The organism is Prosthecobacter algae (genome assembly GCF_039542385.1).
GTDB classification, from domain to species: Bacteria; Verrucomicrobiota; Verrucomicrobiia; order Verrucomicrobiales; family Verrucomicrobiaceae; genus Prosthecobacter; species Prosthecobacter algae.
Window position 1 is genome coordinate 49061 of record NZ_BAABIA010000008.1, and the last position, 20200, is coordinate 69260.

Sequence of the window (20200 nt, forward strand, 5' to 3'; positions counted from 1 at the left end):
CCGGTTTTCCAAAACAGGCCTGAATCCTAGCAGAACTAGCTCTCAGCCTTGTTCGTGCTCTCGATCACCGCCCAGGCGTTGTGATTGTGGATCGACTCGAAGTTTTCTGCCTCGACCCGGAACCACTTGATCTTTTTATGGGCTGACGCCTTCTGGGCCACGCTGCGCACCAGGTCCTCGACAAACACCGGATTGTCATAGGCCGCTTCGGTCACATACTTCTCATCAGGGCGCTTCAGCACACTGTAAAGCTGGCTGCTGGCGCTGGCTTCCACGAGTTCGATGAGATCCTCAATCCAGATCGGCTGACGAAAGCGGACCGACAGGGTCACAACCCCTCGCTGATTGTGCGCACCGCGTTCGCTGATGGCTTTGGAGCAGGGGCAAAGCGTGGTCACAGGCACCTCGACGGTGACGACATAGTCAATTTCTTCCCCTTCGGCATTGACCTCAAAGATCACACCGTAGTCCAGCAGGCCTTCGGCCTTGGTGATCGGCGCACGCTTGGCACGGAAATAGGGGAAGCGCATTTCCACGTGAGCCTTGCGGGCGTTCAGACGGGCCAACAACTCCTTGGGCATGGCGGCGATGCTGGCGACGGTGAGTTCACGGCCGTGCGCGTGGAGGATCTCCACAAACCGGCTCATGTGAGTGCCCTTGTATTGGTGGGGGAGATCCACCGCCATCGTCACTGTGGCGACCGTGTGCTGCTGGGACTGGTCGCGATCACGAATGCGCAGGGGGAAACGCAGATTTTTGACGCCGACGCGGTCAATCGCGATCTTGCGGTCGTCCCGCTCGTTTTGGGTGTCTTTGAGATTGGCCATCGGAGAGAATAAACGAAACAAAATTTCCCACTGCCGCAGCTAGCAGCAGTGGGAAAAAATTAATAGCACCGCTAGGCTACTGCTCAGGGCAGAAGGTTCACTGCGCGGGCACGCTTGACTTCGCGGGTCACTTTGCGGTGCAGCCAAGCAGGCAGACCGGTGGTGCGGCGAGGAATCAGCTTGCCAGTCTCCGTGAGGAAACGGGAAAGAAGCTCAGGATTGGTGTAGATCAGCTTCTCAACCGGGATGTCCATCCGACGGCGGGGCATCCGGCGGTTGTTCTTGCGGAGGGAGATGAGGCGTTCAGTAGTCTTGGGTTGCATGACGGTAACGGCAGCGGATTAGCGGATCTCGCGGTGCAGGGTGCGGCGCTTGAGGAAGTGATTAAACTTCACTTTCTCAAGACGGCCGGGTGTGCGCGGACTCTTTTTATTGCGAGTGGTGACGTAGCGGGAGGTGGGTTTTCCCTCCGCCTTAGCTTCCGTGCATTCCAGGATGATGATTTCGCGTGCCATAAAATTGGGGGCAGGAGACTAGACTACTCTTTGCTGAAGTCAAGCGACTCGTTGCTATTGCTGTTAGAAGTGGTGCTGCTCTCCTCTTCGTCGCGGTCGTCATCGGCGTCATCGCCGGACTCGTCGAGGCCAAACAGGGAGCGTACTGGACGATTCCAGCGGCCGCTGCGCTGCTCGCGCTCCAGGCGCTCCTGGCAGACTACGGTGAAGCGGGTGAAGGGGAGGGCCTCCAGGCGTTCCTCAGAGATCGTGTCGCCGGACATTTCGCAGATGCCGTACATGCCGGCATCAATGCGCTTGAGGGCTTCATTGATTTCGTAGATGGCGTCCTGCTCCTTGGCCAGAAGGCTGAGGGCGAAGTCGCGGTCATAGGCATCGCTGCCTGCATCGGCCTGGTGCATGCCAAAGGCGGAGGAGTCGCCACCTTCACCACCACGGAGGCTTTCGGCGGTCACGCCTTCAGCGGAACTCAGATACGCATCGCGCAGTTCCACCAGACGCTGGCGCATGCGCTTCAGGAAAGCGGCAGGCAGCACCGGCTTTTTCGGCGGTGTGTCCATGGTGATGCCTTCATCTTCAGCGCGGCCCATGCGGCGGACGTTGGTGATTTTTGGCGCAGGGGCTGGAGCTTTGGCTTTCGCCGGGGCAGCCTTTTCCACCTTGGCGGCAGGAGCGGCTTTCGGAGCCGGAGCGGCTTTTTCAGCGACTTTTTTCGCCGCAGGGGCCGCCTTCACCACTTCAGCCTTGGCCGGAGCAGCTTTTGCAGGCGCTGCTTTTTTCGCGGCAGGGGCTTCCTTTTTCGCAGGCGCTGCTTTGGTGGCGGCTGCTTTTGGGGCGGGAGCAGGTTTCTCCGCAGCTTTTTTGGCAGCGGGCTTCGTGGCAGTTTTGGCGGGGGCTTTCTTCACAGGGGGAGATTTCTGGGGCGCGGGTTTCGCGGCCTTGTTCACGGGCTTAGCCGGGGGTTGGAGTGCGGGCTTGGCGACCTTGACCGGCGTTTTAACGGCAGGTTTGGCAGGGGCTTTCTTCGCAGTTTTGGCCGGAGCTTTGGGCGCTGGCTTCTTTTTCGCAGGCATGGCTCGTGAGGTTAGGCGTTGGTTCGCAGGAATTCCGCCGACCTGGATGGCCAGCGGAAAAGAGGCGCGGATAGTGATGTGCTTTACCAAAAATGGCAACCGGAATTCCCTCGCAGAATTTGCACCCTGCCCGCAAGAAGCACCAGGAATCAGCGTGCAGCCGTGATCTCCCGGTGCAGCCAGGCACGTGCGTAGGCCCAATCACGCTTGGCCGTAGGCTCAGAAACCCCCAGCACTTCTGCAGCTTCGGCAAAGGTCAGCCCGACAAAATAATGCAGCTTTACCAGCTCTGCCTTCCGCGAATCTTCGGCGGCCAGCCGGTCCAGCGCCTCATGCACGGCCAGCAATTCGTCATCCTGGACGGCAGGCGCGGCTATTTGCAGGCCGTCCTCCAGCTCCACGTGCTCCTGCCCGGACCCATGACGCACGGTCTTGCGCTTGCGGGCACGGTCAATGAGGATGCGACGCATGGCCTCGGCCGCCGCCCCGAAAAAATGCGCGCGGTTTTGGAAACTGGCATCGCCCAGGCGCAGCCAGGCCTCATGCACCAGCGCGGTGGCTTGCAGCGTCTGGCCCGGAAGCTCACGCGCCATCTTGGCCGCAGCCACCCGCCGCAGTTCGGCATACACTTCAGCCAAAAGTTGGTTAGGCGCAGCAGCATCACCCTGCTGGCAGGACTGGAGGAGGAGCGTGATCTGGTTCATGACGTCTGAATTCAAATCCCGACTTTGGCGCAGGCCAGGCTCAATGCCAGCAGTCCTATACCCAAAAGCACAGCCAGAGTCCGGCGCTGCTCCAGAGCGCCCAGCAGGCTTTTCACCGCGAGGGCCAGACCGGGCAGGCCGCAGAATATCCAGGCCGCCATGGAGAAGGGGTGCACCAGCAGCACAATGAGCAGGCGCATCTGCACACTGCCGCCAGGCTTGGCCTCCATCGCCTGCGCCGCCATCCAGCCACCCAGGGTGGCCACGGTGAGCAGCAGCAGGCTGGCAAGCAGGTCCCGCGAAAGCGAGGAAGGGAATGGGCGAGTAGAAAGTTTCATCCCCCTCCCATGCGCAGTTACCTGCGGCGCCGGATCATGCCCGAATCTTTTTTATCACCCGACTCCTGCCAGCTTGCGAGCATACGCCAACGTATCAATCTCTTCAGGCACCTTGTCCGTGCGGATGGCCTTGATGCGTGGAAAGCGCAGCGACAGTCCGCTGTCATGCCGGTCACTCGCCTGGATCGAGTCAAAGGCGATTTCCAAAACGGTGTCCGGCACCACCGTGCGCACCCGTCCTTTCTGCGCCAGAGTCGTCGCCGTAAAATGCTCCGTCAGCGTCTCAATCTCGGCATCTGTTAGACCTGAGTAAGCCTTGCCTATGACACGCAGCGCACCGTGCTCGTCCCGCACCGCAAAGGTGTAGTCACTGAGCACATGGCTGCGTTTGCCACTCCCCTGCTCCGCCTTCACCACCACCACATCCAGGGTGGCAAAGGCCTTCTTCAGCTTCAGCCAGGCCTTGCCCCGCCGCCCCGGCGTGTAGGCACTCGCGGGGTCCTTCGCGATCAGCCCTTCATTGTTCCGCCGCCGCGCTGCCAGGAAAGCCGCCTCAATCTCCTCTGCCGAGGTCACCCGCAGCACGTCGATCAAAGCCATCCCCGCAGGCAAGGCGATGCCCTCCAGCGCCACCCGCCGTTGCGCCAAAGGCAGCTCCAGGAGCGACCGCCCATCCTGCCACAGAAGGTCAAACACGACATAGCGGACGCTGATGTCGCTGGGTAAAAACAAGTCCGCCTGATCCCGACGGCCTAACCGTTTTTGCAAATCAAAGAACGACAGCTTCTTGTCCTCCGCATACGCAATGATCTCCCCATCCAAAATCACCTCCGCACGGATTTCGCCTGCCGCGCGGGTGACCTCCGGGAACTGTGCGCTGATCGGCTTCAAATCTCGCGTGTAGATTTCCACCCGATCGCCCATGCGATGCAACTGCGCGCGGATGCCATCATACTTGTCCTCCAGCCAGACGGCATGGCCAGACAGTGACCCAGCCTCTTCACCCGCCAGCCGCTGCCAGATATCGGCAGCCGTTTCCTCCGGTGAGGCCAGCATCACCTTCAGGGGCACCAGTGGGCGTGGTGCCGCCTCCTGCAGACGCCCTGCCCGCGCCAGCACGGCCGCGTGGCCGATGTCGCCGCCCAACATCGCCGCCTCACGCACCGCCTCGGCAGGCTGGTGAAAAGCCTCTGCCACAGCTTCCTCAATCAACCCCTCTTTCGACCCCATTCGCAGTTCCCCCGTCATCAGGCGCACCAGCCAGGATCCTGTGTGGGGACTCAACCCCGCCAACGTCTCCCGCAGCAGCTTTGTCTTCGGCACCGGCCCCCGGGCCTCCCTGAGACGGCGAAAGAGGGCATCCGTTTGTATCAGGTCCATGGCCAAAGATTCAGCCATGCCTGCTGCCAGCACACGCCCCAGCACCAGGTAGGCCGTGCGCCCCGCATCCGCCTGGCTGCGCGAGATGGCCCGATACTCTGTATCGCTCAGCCCCGACAGTTCCTGCAACGCACGCCGGATGATCGCCCAACCGGTGTTTAGCGGCCCCTCGCCCGCCGCCGGATCAAACAGCAAACCCGCGCAGTATCGCACCGCCAGGGCCAGATCCTCCTCCGGCCCCAGCGCACGCAGATAATCCGCCAGCAAGGCCACTTTTCCTAGCCGAGACGACTCCGCCGCAGCTTGGGCGCACACCTGCGCCCAGCGGGCAAAGCTGTCCGCAACCAGCGGGGGCTGCATCTCTGAAGACACCTCGGCAAGCCCCGCCTCCGGCCCTGTTTTCTGGGCCAGCCCTAGGGACATCTCCATCTGGTCTGCCCGCTCCAGCGTCCAGGCTTCATAACCTCGTGCTCGCAGATCCGCCGCGAACTCCTGTGTGTAGCCATGCACCAGGTAAACCCGGCGCGGCTTTACCGTGACCACCGTCTCCAGCAGCTCCGGATAGTCCGCATGATCGCTCAGGGGAAAGACCTCATCCACCTGGTAGCGATACTTCGCGCCCGATTGCATCGCCCAGCCGCTGAGCATGGCCGTGCGGCACACCTTCAGCTTTCGGATCGCCAGGCTGCGGGCTCCACTCGGTGGGAAGAGCAGCACGTGGCCGCGTGCCTCCGCTAGGTCAAACAACCGATAGCTCGGCAGCCTGCCTAGCAGTGGCGCCACCACTTCCGTCATCTCCAGGATGGACTTGTGCACCATCACCGGCAGCCCCGCCTCCCCCAGCGCACATAGGATCTCCTGCGCCTTGCCTAACGAATAACCCAACAAGACCGGGATGCCCCCCTCATCCAGTGTTTCCTGCACCCATCTCAGCATCCCCCTCACCGTCTCCGCCGTCGGCGGGAAATGAAACTGCGGCAGGCCAAAGGTCGTCTCCATGATCAGCGTGTCCGCAGGCAGCAGCTCGCAGCGTTCCGAGCTCAGCCCCTGGCGCAGTTTGTAGTCCCCTGTGTACAGCAGCGTCGCTCCATCGCTCAGCCTCGTCAGGTGCAGCATGGCCGATCCCACAATGTGCCCCGCTGGAAAAAGCCGCATCTGCCAGCCCTCCCATTCAAAGATCTGCCGCATGGGCAACGGATGAAAGGTGCTGTCTTCTTTCACTCCATAGCGTGCCTTCATCAGCTCCAGTGTCAGCGCCGAGCAAAACGTCGTCCGATGCCGCGCCACATGGTCACTGTGAGCATGAGAGATGAAGGCCCGCTCCACCCCAAAGTGAGGGTCCAGCCACAGGTCCGCCTCCGGCAGGTAGATGCCCTTGCGATGGGTGACAGTGAGGAGAGGTGACATGGAAAAGAGAATACGTCCCACGCCCTGCCGACGTCCAGGTTTACACCTCCAAAAACAGTGCTTACCCAGGGCTGCCCGGCATCTTCTCCCCGCGCCTTTTGCAAGGCCACCCTTCCTCATCACGTCCTATGTGACCTCATGCTTTCGCGCCTTCTTTTGCTGATTCTATCTGCCAGCCTCCTGGCGCAGGCCCAGACACCGCTGCCAGATCTCAGCACCATCCCGGCAGACCTCGTCATCCCCGCCGTCACCTCAGGGCCACCCGCCCCGGGCCAGCGCGTGCGACAGACCACCGCCGCGTGGCAGGGCAGCCAGGTGCATCACCTCCTCTATCTGCCTACCGATTGGCAGCCCGACCGTTCTTGGCCCGTCATCGTCGAGTACGCGGGCAATGGCGGCTTCCAAAACAAGTACGGTGATACCAGCGACGGCAGCGTGGAGGGCAGCCGCCTCGGTTACGGTCTCACCGCCGGGAGCGGCTGCCTTTGGCTCTGCCTCCCCTACCTGGAAAAAACTGGCAACACCTGGCAAAATGCCCCCAAGTGGTGGGGTGACATCGAAGAGACGAAACGCTATTGCCTAGCTACGCTCCAGGACACCCTCGCCCGTTACGGTGGCGACCCGCAGCGCGTCCTGCTTTGTGGTTTCTCCCGGGGCAGCATCGCCTGCAACTACCTCGGCCTCCACGATGACGAGATCGCCAAGCTCTGGTGCGGTTTTTTGTGCCACAGCCACTACGATGGCGTCAAAGAAGGCTGGACCTATCCTGCGGCCGACCGAGCCAGCGCCCTCTCCCGCCTACGCCGCCTCGCCGGGCGCCCCCAGTTCATCAGCCATGAAGGCAGCATCACCGAAACGGAAGCCTGGCTGCGCAGCACCGGTATCCCTGGCCGCTGGACCTTTGCCCCCCTGCCCTTCCGCAATCATAGCGACGCCTGGACCCTGCGCGACATTCCCCTGCGCCAGCAGGCTCGCGACTGGCTCCACAAGATCTTCGAAAAAAAATAAAAAACTTTGAGGGCTCAGCAAGGCAGCGGGGTAGCACCGGAAGAAGACGCACCAACCGGCGGCTTCAACCAACCCAAACTACCTAACTACAACCATGAAGAAACTGACCCTCACCTTTGCTGCTGCAGCCCTGATGATGACTGGAGTGAGCTGCTCCACCCCGAACACGGACTCGGGCGGCCGCCGCTACCACACCTCTCCCATCCCGATTCACAACAAGACGGGCATCAGTTGGACCGACACCAAAGCACAGACACCTTCGGGTCCTTCTGGCCAGGTTCGTTATCATCACTCCCCATCGCCCATTGCCAGCAAAACCGGCCTGCAAGCTAGCTATGTGCGCTGAGCGCTTGCGCCAAGCACCGAGCCGACTTGTTTGATCGCCACCCCACACCTGCCATGAACACCCCCGACGATCCCCTCGACGAGCTGCTGTCGCAGTGGCAGGTGCATGGGGAGGCCCCAAGCTCCTTTCAGAGAGAGGTATGGGCACGCATCGCCACGAATGAAGGCGAGCCGACCACCTGGGAAAAACTCACGAGCTTTCTCGTTCAGCCACGTGGCTGGCTCATTGCCACCACGGCCTCCATCCTCATTGGTGCCACCATCGCCTGGGTGGAGACCCGCCCTCCCCGGCTGAACCCCCATGAGGCTTATGTTCGCTCCATCAGCCCCTTTGCCTCACTCCATCTAGCGTCTCACTGAGGCATGAAGATCCGGGAAAAGCTCTTTTTCATGGCCCTGGCTGCCATCCTCCTGGCCTACACCGCGCATGAGGTGGTCGTCCGGCTACGTCCCGTGCCCCCATCCCCACGGCAGATCGGGCTGGAGTGGCTGCGAGAGGAATATGAGATCCCCCAGGAGGCCTATGAAAAGATCGCCTCCCTGCACCAGGATTACTTCGTCCGTTGCGATGAAATGTGCGCGACCATGGAGCGGGCACATCGGCCCCTGATTCAGCGTAGCCGCATACCCAGCGCCAAAGAAACGAAATCTTCCGCACTGAAACGTGAAAAGGCCGTCTGCGAAAACTGCCTGGAAAACATGGTCCAACATTTAAAGACCGTGGCAGCCCTCATGCCAGCGAACCAGGGCGAGCGTTTTCTGAAAGACATCCTTCCTGAAGTCATCAATCCGCCCGAGCTGCAAAAACTGCGCTCCCAGGTCACCCCGCTTCAATGACAACCCCTGAGGACGACGAAGACAAACATCTCCTGATCGCCCTGGCCGGAGGCAATGACCCGGCCTTAAACGTCCTGATGCGCCGTTGGAATGCGCGCCTCATTGCCTATTTGCAGCGTCTTTCTGGCAGTCACACCACCGCCTGTGATCTCGCCCAAGAGACCTTCGTTCGTGTTTACAAGCACCGGCAGCGCTACCGGCCAAACCAAAAGTTTTCCACCTGGCTCTTTGCCATCGCGACCAACCTCGCACGTAACCAACTCCGCTGGCAAAAACGCCATCCAGTGACCCTCTTGGAACCATCACAGATATCAGACCTGCCGCTCAAATGTGAACTTCCCACCCCGTGCCACAGCCTAGAGCAGCAAGAGCGAGCCGAGGCCGTCCGAGAAGCGATTTTAAAACTGCCTCAAGAACAAAAGGAGTGCCTCATCCTTTCCACCTACGAAGGCCTGTCCCACGCCGAGATTGCCGAGATCATGAACACCACGGAAAAAGTGGTGGAAATGCGTCTTTACCACGCCCGCAAACAGCTCAAGGAACTTTTGCTGCCCTGGCTGAAGCAGGAGTAACCGCCTCAACGATTCCGTCACAAAGCGCAGCCTCTGATTGACAGGGGGGGCCATTCCCCGGTAACACAAGGAGACCCTTCCACCCGATCATGAACCTGCCCAATCAGCTCACCCTCGCACGCCTGGTGCTCACAGGGTTCTTTGTGGCCTGCTTCTACGTGCCTTGGGCCAATGCTTATTCCATCGCCGTCATCATCTTCGGCATCGCCAGTTTCACCGACTACCTGGATGGGAAAATTGCCCGTGCGCGGAATCTGGTGACCAACTTCGGCAAACTCTTCGATCCCCTCGCGGACAAGATCCTCATCGCCGCCGCCTTTATCCTCCTCTCAGTCGACAAAACGATCCCCTCCTGGATCACCATCGCCATTCTCTCACGCGAATTTTTTGTCACGGGCATCCGTCAGATCGCCGCCGGGCAGGGTGCCGTCCTCGCCGCCGAAAAGCTGGGCAAGCACAAGATGGTCTGGCAGATCATCACCGTCCTCTACTTCATGCTCAGCGCGGCCTCCCGCGAGCCTCTGTTTGGCTTTCTGAAGCCCCTGTTTGCCCCTTCCGTCGCCCATGACTGGATCGGCGGTTTCATCATCTATTTCACCACAGCCTTGACCCTCGTCTCCGGCTTCAGCTACTTTTGGAAAAACAGGCACTTGTTCAATGATGCGTGAACCGGGCCTTCAGGTTTCATCTCAACCGAACTCGCCATGTCCGCCGAAGCCCAGCTCACCGCCCTGAATCTCACCCTGCCGCCTGCACCGCCCAAAGGGGGCGTTTACAAGCCCGTCGTGGTCGTCGGCAATGTGGCCTACCTCTCCGGTCACGGTCCTTATCTCGCCGATGGCGGCATGATCCGGGGCCGTGTGGGTGAGGATCTGGACCTCGCCGAAGCCCACGCTGCCGCACGCCAGACCGGACTCGCCATGCTGGCCACGTTGCAAAAAGAGCTCGGCAGCCTGGACCGCATCAAACGTGTGGTCAAACTGCTCGGCATGGTCAACTCCACCCCCGAGTTTTCCGACCACCCGAAGGTCATCAATGGCTGTAGCGAGCTCTTTGCCCAGGTCTGGGGCGAGGAAAACGGCATCGGCGCGCGCAGCGCCGTCGGCATGGGCTCTTTGCCCGGCCAGATCGCCGTCGAGATCGAGGGCATCTTCGAGCTGCACGCGTAGCCGTGGCCGTGCCTCAGTCGTTCAGCCCATAGGCCATGCCGACCACCTCATCGTCTTCCTCCTCAAAGGCGATGCGCATGGGTCGGCAGCAGACTTCGCAGTCATAGTCCACATCACACGGCGTCTCCGTCACAAATGGGGCGGGGACTTCAAATTCCTCAAAACAGGAAGGGCAGATGACAGGGACCGTGTGCATTCGATTTCAGGAACCAAAACGTCTCACCAGCTCCTGCTGGCGATAACGAAACACCTTCTCATGCATCCGCTTCACGTAAAGCGCGTGTGCGATCTCGCTGAAGGGCCAGAATGGCAGGGCATACACCACATGGTCACTCACCTCCGTGTGTGTCTCTGACACGGCACGAAAGCTGTGCCGATGGTGCCACAGTTTGTAAGGACCGAAACGTTGCTCATCCACAAAGAACTCACCCGGCACCACCAGCTTGATCTCCGTCACCCAGGTGCGGTAGATAAAAGGGGCCAGTTGCAGACGATACCAGATCAGTTGCCCTGGATGCACTGCCGAGAGATCCCCACCCAAGGTCTGAAACCGCATGTCAGGAGGGGTGATCTCATTGAGATTGGCCGGATTGGAAAAAAACGCCCACGCCTCCGCCAGAGGAATCGGCAAAACCTGCGACTGGCTAAACTCTCGTAGATGCATGCAGTCTTTACGCCCCTGCCGCTCGTCCAGCCGGATGCATTTAGCGCGTTACGGCCTCAGCGGTCGGTTGCAATCGGCCCGCAGGTTCATCCAGGCCAATGAGCAGCCTCAGGGCAGGCGGGGCCAAAACATGCGATCCACATCTTTGAAGAGATTTTTCTTCGGATCATATTCCAAATTGCGAGTTCCATCCGGATTTAGCCAAAAAGTCAGCAGAATCTTAGTCGTCCGGGAAAATTCAGGATCCCACTCCAGATCTCCACGCATGGTGCTCTGATAAACCGGGGGCGCCACGTCCATTTTACCGTAAAGCGCACTGACGACCTTCCCCTTTTTATCCAAGACGGTCCGCACACGAAAGACATAAGCCACGGGCGGGGGAGACTCCTCCAACCTTTTATGCAATTGCTCATGATACTGTTCGCTCAATTTTCGTTCCTCTAATCCATCCCCATAATTCCAGATGTGGCTCCATTGTCTTTCCGGGAGATAGCCCTTTTCGGGGGCCATTCTCGGAAAACGAAATTGACTGCCCCCTGGAACATACTCATACAAAGGGACGACGCCATCGCCTGGCTGGCTAAAGCTGAGCTTAAGTGAGGCCTCCCCTTTGGTTTCTGTTCCCTTTCTTTTGAGCGTGAAAATCAGATCTGAATGCTGGCCTTTGCCAAAGGGATACTCCCAATCAAGCAGCTCCAAATCATAACCAATTTTCCCGGCCAAGGGCATTTCGATCTCATACTTGTGAACAGCAAACATGGGTACGGGATTTTTGACTTTGCGGAGAATTAATTTTTTCTCCTGCCCCCAAGGCTCCCACTTTCTATCTACAATCTCGTCAAAGTTACAAAAAACTACACTTCTATAGTAATCATTCAATTCTGCACTAACGGCAGCTACATTGTCTGTAGGTGCGGTGAATTCCCCCCATCCATTGGAATCAGTGACAAAATTGACGCGCGAAAAACCGGTGGTCATGTAGAGAGGTGCCTTTGCCATCGGCTTGCCATCTTCGTTCATCAATCTAACTTTCACATGACCCGTTGGATAAGGCCGATTCTGAGCTATTAAAGAGCCTCCGCTCAAAATTAGTATCGCCACTAAGAACGAGCTAGTTTTTATAAAGTGCATCCCTCTTAATTTGGTCCACCATAGACCTTGTTAGCACGAAATAACAATATTTTTGTCGTGCTCCACCGAGGTTCGCGCTCAGCTTCTTGCATCTCTCAATGGCAGAAACCCCCAATGACGGATTGATCCACCGTGAATCTTGTGAAGGAGGCAAGAAGTCTTCTGACTTCACCCACGCTAAATCAGACCACTCAAGCCCCCCCTGGTGCACACAACCGACGGAGTTTCAACGCGGCTTCCGACTCAAAGCCCTGACTTCCACCGGGAGCAGATGACGCCAACTTCCTTTACCCAGCTCGCCCAGGACCAGGCTGCCGACGGACACACGCACCAGACGCAGCACCTCCAGCCCATGCACCTCCAGCACGCGCCGGATATGCCTGTTTTTGCCTTCATCCAGGGTCACGTCTAACCAACTGTTCTTCTCGCCCTGTCGCAGGACGGAGACACGCAGCAGACGCAGGCTTTCACCGTCCACCCGCACCCCGACCCGCAGGCGTTGCAGCAGATTTTCATCCACCAGACTGGCCACCTGGACATGGTAAGTTTTCTCCACATGCGTTTCCGGATCGGTAATGCCGTTGGCCCAGGCATTGTCATTGGTGAACAGCAGCAGGCCTTCGCTCGCCTTATCCAGCCGCCCGACGGGAGAAACATGCGGCAGCCCAGCCTCTTGAAAACATTCATAAACGGTGGCCCGCCCTTCTTCATCGCTGGCTGTGGTGACGAGGCCCCGAGGCTTGTTCAGCATCACATACACCCGCGCAGCCGCAGCCACGGCATCTCCCGCGACCTGGATGACATCCTGCCCCAGCCGCACTGGCTGCTCAGGATCCCGGCAGATGCGACCGTTCAAGGTCACCTGCCCAGCCTTGATGAGGGCAAAACCCTGGCTGCGGGAACAGTGGCCCAATTTCGAAAGGGCGCGGGCCAGACCGGTGCGAGTCATGGAATCACCTGGATGGATTGTGCGGAATGCTAGGCCCTTGAAATCGGGGCATAAAAAAAGCGGGCTCACGATGGAGCCCGCTCAAGATCAACAAGAGAAATGCGGAACTGATTAGGCCTGAAGAGCAGCCTCATCAATGTTGACCCGACGACCATCTTTGTCGAAACGAACACGCCCGTCTACGAGGGCGAAAAGGGTGTGGTCACGGCCGATGCCAACACCGGCGCCTGGGACCCACTTGGTGCCGCGCTGACGGATGATGATGTTGCCGGAGATGACGCTCTCACCGCCAAATTTTTTCACGCCGAGACGCTTGCTGTTGCTGTCGCGACCGTTTTTGACACTTCCTTGACCTTTCTTATGAGCCATGACTTGATCCTCGTGTAGGTGAGATGATTGAAATTAAGCGTTGATGGAGACGACCTGCACGCGGGTAAGCGGCTGACGGTGGCCTTTGGTGAGATGGTAGCCTTTGCGCTTCTTGAATTTGAAAGCGGTGACCTTGGCAGCCTTGAACTGCTTCAGCACTTTAAATTCAACGGTAGCACCAGCTACGGTAGGAGCACCGATCTTGATGTCTGCGCCTTCGCCGGCGGCCAGCACCTGATCGAAAGAAGCGGTTTCACCTTCAGCAACTTCCAGCTTTTCCACGTCGACGAAGTCGCCCACGGAAGCTCTGTATTGTTTGCCACCAGTTTTGAAGATTGCGTATGCCATAACGTTGTCTGCTGAAGTTTTGTCTCTGCCGCGCGGATGTGACCTCAGAAGATCAAACGGTCCGGCATCGGGGGTGACGATCATGCCACACCTCAGACCCGCAGCAACCGAATTTTTGAGCTTTCGACAGGTTCCCTTGATCAAAGGACGATTTGTACGTCTGCGAAAAGCCTCGGGAGGCATTGACATTGGCCCGGCTGCCCTCAATATTACTCCCCACTTCATGGCCTCCGCGTCACGCTCATTCTTTTGTCGTCTTTTCGCCCTGGCACTGCTGGCGACTTTCTCCGCCTCCTGCTCTTCTGTCAGCGTCGGAACCGGGGGGCAGATTTCCAAGGTGAAGTATTATCACTTGGCCCCGGGCAATCCGGTGAGCACGATTGACCCTGCCGTGCAGTTTGAGCGCGATTACCACCTCTTCGGTGCCGTGACCCGCGCCGAGGTGACGGACCGCTTTGGCCATTACTACACGATTTTTTGGAAGGTGAATGACCGTAGCCAGCCCGTGACCGTGCGTTTTGAGTATCGTCAGGCCAATACCGGACTGGATGCCAAGGTGCTGGAAGAGGAAGTAAGCGACATCGGCCGCACCCACCGTTCGAAATTTCAGGTCAGTGGCAGTGAATACAATACGTCGGGACGCGTCACAGCTTGGAAGGTGACGCTTCTGCGAGGTAAGGAAGAGCTGGCCAGCCAGCAGTCCTATTTGTGGAACTAAACCTGCTGACCCGCTTTCATCCCCCCATGAAATCCTCCTCCAAAACGTCCGCCTGGCCTACAGCCAGCCGACAACGCTTGGTAGAGGCTGCATCTGGCCAGGGATTTGAAGCGAATTGATTCTCGAGAACTTTTCCTGACTGCCGTGATTGCTCCATCTACCATTCTTGTAGGCCGGATAGGCAAAGTTTTTTGGTTGCGGGTGGAAGGACGTGGCACTTTTCAAAATTCCGTCCAGGTCAAAAAAGCCCTCCAGGCCGTCGTGGCCAACGGCACACATGATCTGGTGGTGGATCTGGAACGATGTCCGATGATGGACTCCACCTTTCTCGGCACCCTCACCGGGGCTGCCCTGCACCTGAGGGAAAAAAATGGGGGCTCCCTCAGCGTTCTGAACGCAAATGCCCGCAATCTGCAGTTGCTCTCCGACCTGGGGCTGGACCACATCATGTCTGTGGACACCCAGGGAAATGCCTGGCCGGAAGAACGTGAACTGGCCTGCGCCCAGCTCGCGACCTGCGGGGAAAAAGGTGCCAGTTGCAAACTCGAGCACACCCAGCATGTGCTTCAGGCCCACCAGACACTGGCCGACATGAGCAACATCAACGAAGGTCGCTTCCGCGATGTGATTTATTTTTTAGAGAAGGAGCTTGAGGAACAGCCAGAACTGGCCACCTCCTGAGGGTTGCCCACCCCGCCTTGGTTCGAAGAGTCCCAAGGCTGGCATGCCGCCCGACAATCCTGAATCATGAGCATCATCATCATCACTGTGCTGAGCCTGTTGCTTGCAGGCTGTGTCTCTGCCCTGGTGATCATCTCGAAGAAAAAAGACCAGGCCATCCTGGATCTACTGAAGGAAGAACAGGCCATCGTCGAAGAGGAACGCCGCATGTTTGGCTTCCTTCACGATCTGGGTGAGGCCATCACCCGGGAAGACAGCCAGTCCACCATGTATCGCCTCATCGTGGAAGGGGCCATGCGGGTGCTGGAGAGCAATGGCGGTGCCCTCTACCTGCTGGATCCCACCGGAAAATCCTTGGTGCCGCGCTTTCATTCCGACCACGCGGCTCCTCTCATCGACCTGCCGGAGCGCATTGCCGCCATGGGCAAGGCCAATGGCTCGGCCCTGCTCAGCTTCCTGCGCCTGCATTCATTGCGCTTGGACGAAGGCATCATCGGCAGCGTTTTTGTCAATCAGCGGCCCGAAATCATCGAAGACCTGCGCAAAGACCCCCGACTGAATCAGGCCAGCAGCTTTCAAAACAACATCACCACCCTCATCGGCCCCCTCAGTTTCGGCCCGAAAAAACTCGGCGTTCTGGCCGTCACCTCACCGAAAGGCGTGCGCACCTACAACGCCAACGACTTCGAAGTCTTCAAGTCCATTGTCGAACAGTCCGCCTTTGCGCTGGCCAATGCCATGGCCCACCAGGCCGCCTCCGAGAAAAAACAGATCGAGGCAGAGCTGCGCGCCGCCAGCGACATTCAGCGCATCCTTCTCCCAGAGAACGATCCGATCCTCCAGGGTTACACCATCGCAGGGCGAAACATCCCAGCCAAGGTACTCAGCGGCGATTATTACGACTACATCCCCCTGACCGGGAACCGCCATGGCGTGGTCATTGCCGATGTCTCCGGCAAAGGCACGGCCGCAGCCATCATCACGGCCATGTGCCGCAGCATCCTGCGCAGCAATTCCGACAGCAGCCCCTCCCCCGCCGCCGTTCTGGGGGCCGTGAACCGGCAACTGGCCCCGGACATCCGCGAAGACATGTTCATCAGCATGATCTACCTCGTCTTTGATGCGGCGACGGATCACCTCACCCTGGCCCGCGCCGGCCACACCCTCCCGCTCATCTGGCGCAAGGCCACCGGCAAGGTCGAAAGCCTGCATAGCGGTGGCCTCGCCGTGGGCATTGACAAGGGCGACGTCTTTGAGCGCGTCACCAAAGACCTCACTTTCCAGATGCACCCTGGGGACTGCCTGCTGCTTTACACCGACGGCGTCAATGAAGCCCTCGACGGCAAAGGCCTCGAATTTGGTGAAGAACGCATCCACACCAATCTCGCCACCCTGGCACCCCAGGGGGCCAAAGCCGTCATTGATGGCATCATTGCGGATGTGGACAAGTTTTTGGGCGGCAAACGCTCCCATGACGACATCACCTTGATTGCCTTGCAGAAGGCGGCATAATCCCCCTCCCTGCTTCCCTAGGTGGCCTGTCTTTGACAGTCCCCAAAAAAGGTCGCAACCCTGCTTTCCCCAACTCATTCAAACCCCTCAGAAAACAAATCCACCCATGTCCGAGCCGAGTCCCTCCCCCGAGACCCAGCCTGAAATCCCTGAGTCCCCCGTCTCCGTGGAAGCCCCTGAAGCAGCCCCCGAGGCCGCTTTGAGCCCCCTGGAAGCCGCCCTGGCGGACGCCGCCCAATGGAAAGACCTGGCCTACCGCAATGCGGCGGAGCTGGATAACTTCCGCAAGCGCACCACCCGCGAAGCCCAGGAAACCCGTTCCTATGCCAATGCGGACCTTCTGCGCTCCCTTTTCCCCATCCTGGATAATTTCGAAATGGGCCTGGAAGCCGCCCGTGCGGAATCTGAGAAATCCATGATCTTCATGGGCATGAACATGGTCCACCGCCAGATCACCGATTTCCTCCGTGAGCAAGGCGTGCAGGAAATCGAAGCCCTGGGCAAACCCTTTGACCCGAATCTGCATGACGCCGTCTCCCAAGAGATCAGTACCGAGGCCGCAGAAGGCACCGTGCTGCGCGTCACCCGCCGCGGGTACAAGCTCAAGGACCGCATGCTCCGCGCCGCCAGCGTCATCGTCGCAGGTGCACCTGCCCCAGCCGAAACCGCCCCGGCAGCGTAACCCTTTTTTGCATTCCCAATCATGGCAGATAAACGCGATTATTACGAGGTACTGGGCGTCTCCAAAGACGTCTCTGCCGATGAACTGAAAAAGGCTTACCGCAAACTGGCCGTCAAATTCCACCCGGACAAAAACCCAGGGGATAAGACGGCAGAAGACAAGTTCAAGGAAGTCGGCGAAGCTTACGACATCCTCAGCGACGACCAGAAACGAGCTGCCTACGACCGCTATGGCCACGGTGCCTTTGCCGGTGGCATGGGCGGGCCTAGCACAGGCGGTGGCGGCGGCTTCCACGATCCCTTCGACATCTTCCGTGAAGTCTTCGGCGGCGCGGGTGGTGGCGGCGGTGCCGGCGGCATCTTCGAAAGCTTCTTCGGCGGCGGTGGGGGCGGTGGCGGACGCCAGCGCAAAGACGGCCCCCAGCGCGGCAGCGACCTCCGATACGGCCTCGAAATCTCCCTCGAAGAAGCCGCCAGCGGCTGCGAGCGCGAGATCGAGTACGAGCGCCTCAACAGTTGCAAGACCTGCTCCGGCAGCGGCTCTGCCAGCGGCGGTGGCAAAAAGACCTGCCGCACCTGTGGCGGCGTGGGCCAGGTCATCTCCTCACGCGGTTTCTTCCAGATCCAGCAGACCTGCCCGGACTGCAGCGGCTCTGGCGAAGTCATCAGCGACCCTTGCAAAACCTGCTCCGGCAGCGGTCGCTCGAAAGAGCGCACCAAAATTCGGGTCAAAATCCCTGCAGGCATTGAGGACGGCTCCCGCCTTCGCTCCGGTGGTAATGGCGACTACGGCAGCAAGGGTGGCCCAGCGGGCGATCTCTACATCGTCGTCCAGGTGCGCCAGCACGACATTTTTGAGCGTGAAGGCGATGACCTCCACTGCCAGATGCCGCTCAGCTTTGCCACCGCTACCCTTGGTGGCGAAACCACCGTCCCCACCCTGGAAGGCAAGGCCAACCTGAAAGTGCCTGCCGGCACCCAGAACGGCACCACCTTCCGCCTCCGCGGCAAAGGCATCAAAACCCTCGGCGAAGATCACCACGGTGACCTCTACGTCCACGTGCAGATCGCCGTGCCTACCAAGCTTTCGACCGAGCAAAAGACCCATCTCGAAGCCTTCGCCAAGTCCTTTGGCGAAACGCCCTCCTCCACCATGGAGCAAAGCTTTTTTGAGAAGGCCAAAAAGTTCTTCAAATAAGGTTAGGCCTGCGGGCGTAACCCTTCCCTGAACCCCACACCTCTGAATCCTATGAGCCAACCGAAAATCACCGCCTACCTGAAGACCTACTGCGGCTGGAGCGAAGGCGTGCGCGCCATCTTCCGCAAATACAGCCTCGACTTCGAAGAGAAGGACATCATTAAAAACCCCGCCTTCCGCTGGGAGATGGAACAGAAAAGCGGCCAGCCCCTGAGCCCCTGCGTGGAGATCAATGGCACCATGCTGCCTGACATCAGCGGCGAAGAAGTGGAGCGCTGGATGCTCGCCAATAACCTTCTGGAAAAGAACGAGACCCCGCCCGATGCCCCGATTGATTCCGCCTGCACCGACGCCCAGCACGCCGCCATGGCCGCTGGCCAGGTGGGCAAGATCAGCTTTGTGAACTGAAGTTCCATCATTGCCTGTCTGCCCGGTTGACAAGCCCCGCAGACAGGCTTAGTTCCACCTCTGCTCTTTGAGCAATGGCGAGGTAGCAAAGTGGTAATGCACTGGTCTGCAAAACCGGTATGCGCGGGTTCAATTCCCGCCCTCGCCTCCACCTTGAAACATCAAGGTTTTGTCCACCGGAAATCTTTAAAGCATTCCTTTTCGAGACACTTCCAGGGAAGCCGCGATCTACGGAACGACCGCAGCCGTGTTGGCCCAATCATCCTTTTTGCAGGCTCAAGCACTCCACGCCTGCGGAATCGCATTTCGCTGCTGCTGAAACGGGCGTTAGAAACTCACGGCCACGGAGGTTTACCTTATCCCTCATGAAAGCTTTCGTGTTCATCGTCTGCCTTGCCGTCAGCATTCAGGCCCAGGAGACGGTCATTCTGGAAAAGCCGCTCCCGGTGCTCACATCCTCCGGCCAGGAAGCATTTCCTGAAGCATGGCGCAGAAAACCTGTGAGTGCCCACGGTGAGGCCTTGCCCGAGGCGCAGATCAGCCAGGCGCGTGTCATCCTGGCGAGCGCCCTTAGCAAGCATCCGGCATCGGTTTTGAAGGCCAACTTAAAGGCTGTCTATGTGCTTTCAGAGCTCCGTTATCGGGGCGTAGTTACCAGCGGCACGAACTCGCGCACCTGCGTTTATCTCAAAATGGGCGATCCAAAGGCAGGCTACACCCCGGCGCACGTGGAGGGCACCTTTCATGCTGAGTTCTCCAGCATCCTCATCCGCAACCATCCCCAGTTTCTGGATAAGGAAGCTTGGCAGAAGGCCAATCCACCAGGCTTTCAATACCTGGGTGACGGCGTGGACGCGGTGAAGCAGGGAAAGGCAGGCCTGAAGACTGAGGCCGCCCTGCTGGAGAAAGGCTTCCTTTCCCAATACGGCTGCTCCACCCTGGAAAATGATTTCAATGGCCTAACCATCCGCCTCTTCGCTGGCGATGCCACCCTATGGGCCCTGGCCCGGCAATACCCCAGAATCCAGACCAAGCTGAAAATCGCCCTGTCTTTCTACCAACAACTGGATCCCGCCTACACCGAGGCCTTTTTCAAATCTCAGGGGGCCAGCCGGTCGTCTACCCCCTGATTACAGCCGGAGTTTTTCGCTGCCTTCGACCAGGGTAACCGCATGCCCTGTGGGCAAAGCCTTTGAACATCTCTTTCATCAAGGCGGGCACCTGCTGCCACCCAGGACTGTTTTTCGTGAAACGTTGAATCTCTAGCTCTGCCTGTGAGTCAGTGGCAGATGCATCGCCTGAGGTGCTACGGGTGGCTGGCGCCTTCATCCCAGGTAGGTTGAGCAACGTTGCGACAGTCTCTGTA

General features: G+C 59.0%; 27 protein-coding genes and 1 tRNA gene. 15 read left to right on the plus strand and 13 right to left on the minus strand.

Going from position 1 to position 20200, the window contains the following annotated elements; genetic code table 11:
* Window positions 1-35: 35 nt before the first annotated feature.
* From folE2 to ABEB25_RS18140, 7 genes are all read right to left on the minus strand, one after another.
* The gene (gene folE2 / locus ABEB25_RS18110) at window positions 36-827 is read right to left on the minus strand and encodes a GTP cyclohydrolase FolE2 (RefSeq protein WP_345737843.1); all 792 of its coding nucleotides are present in this window, start codon (window positions 825-827) and stop codon (window positions 36-38) included.
* Between the two features lie 83 nt (window positions 828-910).
* Complete coding sequence (rpsR, locus tag ABEB25_RS18115) at window positions 911-1150, minus strand: 30S ribosomal protein S18 (RefSeq protein ID WP_133795417.1); 240 nt, start codon at window positions 1148-1150, stop codon at window positions 911-913.
* 18 nt (window positions 1151-1168) lie between these two features.
* Complete coding sequence (gene rpmG / locus ABEB25_RS18120; RefSeq protein ID WP_345737844.1) at window positions 1169-1342, minus strand: 50S ribosomal protein L33; 174 nt, start codon at window positions 1340-1342, stop codon at window positions 1169-1171.
* Window positions 1343-1365: 23 nt separating this feature from the next.
* Entirely contained in the window at window positions 1366-2415 is a 1050-nt protein-coding gene (locus ABEB25_RS18125; RefSeq protein WP_345737845.1) for a TraR/DksA family transcriptional regulator, read from the minus strand.
* Window positions 2416-2564: 149 nt separating this feature from the next.
* Window positions 2565-3119, minus strand: coding sequence for a sigma-70 family RNA polymerase sigma factor (locus tag ABEB25_RS18130; protein ID WP_345737846.1), 555 nt, complete (start codon window positions 3117-3119; stop codon window positions 2565-2567).
* Window positions 3120-3130: 11 nt separating this feature from the next.
* Window positions 3131-3457 carry a hypothetical protein gene (locus tag ABEB25_RS18135; RefSeq protein WP_345737847.1) on the minus strand — a complete coding sequence of 109 codons (327 nt, stop codon included), beginning with the start codon at window positions 3455-3457 and terminating at the stop codon, window positions 3131-3133.
* 54 nt (window positions 3458-3511) lie between these two features.
* The gene (locus ABEB25_RS18140; RefSeq protein ID WP_345737848.1) at window positions 3512-6244 is read right to left on the minus strand and encodes an ATP-dependent DNA ligase; all 2733 of its coding nucleotides are present in this window, start codon (window positions 6242-6244) and stop codon (window positions 3512-3514) included.
* A gap of 138 nt (window positions 6245-6382) precedes the next feature.
* On the opposite strand from ABEB25_RS18140, the gene ABEB25_RS18145 reads away from it, so the two are divergent.
* The 7 genes from ABEB25_RS18145 to ABEB25_RS18175 all read left to right on the plus strand — a co-directional run bounded on the left by ABEB25_RS18145 (window position 6383) and on the right by ABEB25_RS18175 (window position 10175).
* Window positions 6383-7252, plus strand: coding sequence for an alpha/beta hydrolase (locus ABEB25_RS18145; protein WP_345737849.1), 870 nt, complete (start codon window positions 6383-6385; stop codon window positions 7250-7252).
* A gap of 94 nt (window positions 7253-7346) precedes the next feature.
* The gene (locus ABEB25_RS18150; protein WP_184209567.1) at window positions 7347-7598 is read left to right on the plus strand and encodes a hypothetical protein; all 252 of its coding nucleotides are present in this window, start codon (window positions 7347-7349) and stop codon (window positions 7596-7598) included.
* A gap of 53 nt (window positions 7599-7651) precedes the next feature.
* A complete protein-coding gene (locus ABEB25_RS18155; RefSeq protein WP_345737850.1) occupies window positions 7652-7957 on the plus strand; it encodes a hypothetical protein in 306 nt (101 codons plus the stop codon).
* A gap of 3 nt (window positions 7958-7960) precedes the next feature.
* On the plus strand, window positions 7961-8434 hold the full coding sequence (locus tag ABEB25_RS18160) for a hypothetical protein (protein WP_345737851.1): 474 nt from the start codon (window positions 7961-7963) through the stop codon (window positions 8432-8434).
* Window positions 8431-9006 carry an RNA polymerase sigma factor gene (locus ABEB25_RS18165; protein WP_345737852.1) on the plus strand — a complete coding sequence of 192 codons (576 nt, stop codon included), beginning with the start codon at window positions 8431-8433 and terminating at the stop codon, window positions 9004-9006. The genes ABEB25_RS18160 and ABEB25_RS18165 overlap by 4 nt, the downstream gene beginning before the upstream one ends.
* Window positions 9007-9095: 89 nt before the next feature.
* Window positions 9096-9674 carry a CDP-diacylglycerol--glycerol-3-phosphate 3-phosphatidyltransferase gene (gene pgsA / locus ABEB25_RS18170; RefSeq protein ID WP_345737853.1) on the plus strand — a complete coding sequence of 193 codons (579 nt, stop codon included), beginning with the start codon at window positions 9096-9098 and terminating at the stop codon, window positions 9672-9674.
* A 36-nt stretch (window positions 9675-9710) separates the two neighbouring features.
* A complete protein-coding gene (locus ABEB25_RS18175) occupies window positions 9711-10175 on the plus strand; it encodes a RidA family protein (RefSeq protein ID WP_345737854.1) in 465 nt (154 codons plus the stop codon).
* 13 nt (window positions 10176-10188) lie between these two features.
* Here the strand turns inward: ABEB25_RS18175 and ABEB25_RS18180 are convergent, their stop codons facing one another.
* The 6 genes from ABEB25_RS18180 to rplU form a co-directional block, all read right to left on the minus strand.
* Window positions 10189-10371, minus strand: coding sequence for a zinc ribbon domain-containing protein (locus ABEB25_RS18180; RefSeq protein ID WP_345737855.1), 183 nt, complete (start codon window positions 10369-10371; stop codon window positions 10189-10191).
* 6 nt (window positions 10372-10377) lie between these two features.
* Complete coding sequence (locus ABEB25_RS18185) at window positions 10378-10839, minus strand: SRPBCC family protein (protein WP_345737856.1); 462 nt, start codon at window positions 10837-10839, stop codon at window positions 10378-10380.
* 108 nt (window positions 10840-10947) lie between these two features.
* Entirely contained in the window at window positions 10948-11859 is a 912-nt protein-coding gene (locus tag ABEB25_RS18190; protein WP_345737857.1) for a hypothetical protein, read from the minus strand.
* Window positions 11860-12196: 337 nt separating this feature from the next.
* The gene (locus ABEB25_RS18195; protein ID WP_345737858.1) at window positions 12197-12919 is read right to left on the minus strand and encodes a pseudouridine synthase; all 723 of its coding nucleotides are present in this window, start codon (window positions 12917-12919) and stop codon (window positions 12197-12199) included.
* Between the two features lie 111 nt (window positions 12920-13030).
* Complete coding sequence (gene rpmA / locus ABEB25_RS18200) at window positions 13031-13288, minus strand: 50S ribosomal protein L27 (RefSeq protein ID WP_345737859.1); 258 nt, start codon at window positions 13286-13288, stop codon at window positions 13031-13033.
* Between the two features lie 33 nt (window positions 13289-13321).
* Window positions 13322-13636 (minus strand): 50S ribosomal protein L21, encoded by a 315-nt coding sequence (gene rplU, locus ABEB25_RS18205; protein ID WP_345738070.1) that lies wholly within the window; start codon window positions 13634-13636, stop codon window positions 13322-13324.
* 223 nt (window positions 13637-13859) lie between these two features.
* Here rplU and ABEB25_RS18210 point away from each other — a divergent pair, with 223 nt between their 5' ends.
* From ABEB25_RS18210 to ABEB25_RS18245, 8 genes are all read left to right on the plus strand, one after another.
* Entirely contained in the window at window positions 13860-14354 is a 495-nt protein-coding gene (locus ABEB25_RS18210; protein ID WP_345737860.1) for a hypothetical protein, read from the plus strand.
* 144 nt (window positions 14355-14498) lie between these two features.
* Complete coding sequence (locus tag ABEB25_RS18215) at window positions 14499-15035, plus strand: STAS domain-containing protein (RefSeq protein WP_345737861.1); 537 nt, start codon at window positions 14499-14501, stop codon at window positions 15033-15035.
* Between the two features lie 66 nt (window positions 15036-15101).
* A complete protein-coding gene (locus ABEB25_RS18220; protein WP_345737862.1) occupies window positions 15102-16547 on the plus strand; it encodes a PP2C family protein-serine/threonine phosphatase in 1446 nt (481 codons plus the stop codon).
* A 106-nt stretch (window positions 16548-16653) separates the two neighbouring features.
* Window positions 16654-17229, plus strand: coding sequence for a nucleotide exchange factor GrpE (locus ABEB25_RS18225; RefSeq protein WP_345737863.1), 576 nt, complete (start codon window positions 16654-16656; stop codon window positions 17227-17229).
* Window positions 17230-17250: 21 nt separating this feature from the next.
* Window positions 17251-18426 carry a molecular chaperone DnaJ gene (gene dnaJ, locus ABEB25_RS18230; protein ID WP_345737864.1) on the plus strand — a complete coding sequence of 392 codons (1176 nt, stop codon included), beginning with the start codon at window positions 17251-17253 and terminating at the stop codon, window positions 18424-18426.
* 51 nt (window positions 18427-18477) lie between these two features.
* A complete protein-coding gene (locus ABEB25_RS18235) occupies window positions 18478-18834 on the plus strand; it encodes a glutaredoxin family protein (RefSeq protein WP_345737865.1) in 357 nt (118 codons plus the stop codon).
* A gap of 76 nt (window positions 18835-18910) precedes the next feature.
* Window positions 18911-18985, plus strand: a tRNA-Cys gene (locus ABEB25_RS18240).
* Window positions 18986-19199: 214 nt separating this feature from the next.
* A complete protein-coding gene (locus ABEB25_RS18245; protein ID WP_345737866.1) occupies window positions 19200-19964 on the plus strand; it encodes a hypothetical protein in 765 nt (254 codons plus the stop codon).
* Window positions 19965-20200: the final 236 nt, after the last annotated feature.